The following is a 2214-nucleotide window of genomic DNA, read 5'->3' as shown; positions in this document are numbered from 1 at the left end:
GCTGAGCGCGCGCCTGTTCGCCTGGGGCGCCGTGACAACCGTGGTCTCTCAAGGGTGCTGGTGGGGTGCGATGTGGATCGGATTCTGGACCGCGACCCACAGGCACTGACCCGATGGCCGACTGGAGGACGAAATTGTGAGTACAGGGGTCCGGGTCCCGCCTGCCCTGGGCGGCGAGACCTTTCGCGAGGCCATGTCGTTCCTCGCAGCGCCGTTGACCATCGTCACCACCCGGGATCAGGAGGGTCGCCCGTGGGGGTTCACCGCCAGTTCAGTCACCTCGGTGTCGCTTGAACCACCGCTTGTTCTCGTCGGGATATCGCATACCTCCAGTTGCTTCCCGGTGTTCTCCGAGGCGTCCGAGTTCGTGATCAACGTGCTCGGGCGCGACAACCGCGAGCTGGCGCGGCGGTTCGCCGCCAGAGGTATGGACCGGTTCGTCGGAGTGCGGTTCGACGATTGGCCGAACTCGGACCTTCCGTATCTCGCTGATGTCGCCGTCGTATTTCGATGCACCGTCGCAGAACGAATATCTGCGGGTGATCACGACCTGTTGATCGGGGAGCTCACTGGTATTAGGAGGCAGGACTCGACCGAGCCGCTCCTGTGGTATCGGCGGGATTTTCGACCATCGGATTGATCTAATGTGCTGATCCACGCCGCTGCCCACAGTATCTGCGACCGGGTCGCCGGTACTGCTCGGGGACGGTGTGATCGAGCACAGGCAGCGCTTTGTCAGGTCATATTTCCAGCTCGGCGGTCTGGGTCTGGATCGAATGAGCTGGGATGGATTGTGGGAGTATCCGGGAGAGGTGGATGTGTGCGACCGAGGAGGATGTGACGAATTCGACGCACTGGTAGCCTTCGGAATCGCCGTCGAGATGGTCGAACAGCCGTTCGCCGCGGTGGAGCAGGATGGGCACGATCACCAGGTGCAGGTCGTCGATCAGGCCGGCGCGGAGGTATTGCTGAATGGTGGCGACACCACCGCCGAGTCTGACGTCCTGTCCGTCGGCGGCCTCGCGTGCTCGTTCGAGTACCGTGTCGATACTGTCATCGACGAAGTGGAACGTCGTCCCGCCCTGCATGGTGATGGACGGACGGGCGTGGTGGGTGAGGACGAACACCGGATGGTGGAAGGGCGGATTATCGCCCCACCAGCCGGTCCATTCGTTCTCACCCCACGGTCCCCGGATCGGACCGAACATGTTCCGTCCCATGACGGTGGCACCGATACCGACATCGCCCCGCGCGACGAAGCGATCGTCGACGCCCTCGTCACCGCCGTCCATGCCGATCATCTGAGCACCGGTGCGGGTAGCGAACACCCATTCGTGCAGTCCGTGACCACCTACGCCGAGCGGGTTGTCGACGCTCTGCGCCTGCCCGGCCGCGTATCCGTCAAGCGAGATCGAGAAGTTGTGTACGCGTAGCTTTGACATCCGCGACTTTCTTTGTGGTGACTGGCACCTGGTGTCTGCCCCCGAACGTCGAACATGTAGCAGGATGTCACGCCCGGCCTGGACCTCGCCGTACCGGGCCAGGCGGCGGGCGACCGCGGCTATCCTTGATTCTGCCCAGGCACTCCGGCCCCGAACTCCGGCCGACCCCGGACCGGACCACACCGGACCACACTCTGGAGGACCGGCATGGCGACCAACCTCCTGCTCGACAAGCGGACGCCGTGGACGGCGCAGGACTGGCTTGAGCTTCCCGATGACGGCCGCCGGTATGAGATCACGGCCGGAGCCCTGCTCATGGCCACACCGTCCTCGCCCCTCCATCAGGCCGTCACCGACGAGATCAGGCAGCTTCTTCGCCCTGTCCTGCCGAAGCATCTGCGCGTTCAGGAGAACACCGGCGTCCGGCTCGGTGACAACCTGCGTATCCCGGATCTGGTCGTGCTGCGCGCGGAGGCGGTCTGGCGCCCGGGTGCGCTGCTCGCCGAGGACGTGCTGCTCGTCGTCGAGGTCGTGAGCCCGTCGAGCGCGCAGGAAGATCGGGTGGCGAAGCCTGCGCAGTTCGCGCGGGCGGGCGTTGCGCATTACTGGATGGTCGATCCCGCGGACGGCCCCTGTGTGCACGTGCTGCGCCTGACCGGGACGGTGTACGAGCGGAGTCATCTCGGTCGCGGCGAGGACGTGCTGGCACTGCGGGAGCCGGTGGAGGTGCGCTTCACGCCGGCGTCGTTGCTTCCGCCGGCGCCGTAGCGGT

General features: G+C 65.3%; 3 protein-coding genes. 2 read left to right on the top strand and 1 reads right to left on the bottom strand.

The genetic code is table 11. From position 1 onward, the window contains the following. The first annotated feature begins 136 nt into the window (after positions 1–136). Positions 137–640 carry a flavin reductase family protein gene (locus U9980_RS27600; RefSeq protein ID WP_322770610.1) on the top strand — a complete coding sequence of 168 codons (504 nt, stop codon included), beginning with the start codon at positions 137–139 and terminating at the stop codon, positions 638–640. A gap of 100 nt (positions 641–740) precedes the next feature. Here the strand turns inward: U9980_RS27600 and U9980_RS27595 are convergent, their stop codons facing one another. Continuing rightward, complete coding sequence (locus U9980_RS27595) at positions 741–1442, bottom strand: dihydrofolate reductase family protein (RefSeq protein ID WP_322770609.1); 702 nt, start codon at positions 1440–1442, stop codon at positions 741–743. Between the two features lie 207 nt (positions 1443–1649). Here U9980_RS27595 and U9980_RS27590 point away from each other — a divergent pair, with 207 nt between their 5' ends. Then, positions 1650–2210, top strand: coding sequence for a Uma2 family endonuclease (locus U9980_RS27590; protein WP_322770608.1), 561 nt, complete (start codon positions 1650–1652; stop codon positions 2208–2210). Positions 2211–2214: the final 4 nt, after the last annotated feature.

The sequence above is a fragment of the Protofrankia sp. Cr1 genome, from assembly GCF_963555865.1.
Classification (GTDB): Bacteria; Actinomycetota; Actinomycetes; order Frankiales; family Frankiaceae; genus Protofrankia.
Note: the sequence above shows the minus strand (reverse complement) of the source record. Positions and strands in the feature narration are given on the sequence as shown.

Bases quoted from the DNA above. Each gene is read 5' to 3' on its own strand.
- U9980_RS27595 (WP_322770609.1), bottom strand. From the start codon at position 1,442: ATGTCAAAGCTACGCGTACACAACTTCTCGATCTCGCTTGACGGATAC.
- U9980_RS27590 (WP_322770608.1), top strand. From the start codon at position 1,650: ATGGCGACCAACCTCCTGCTCGACAAGCGGACGCCGTGGACGGCGCAG.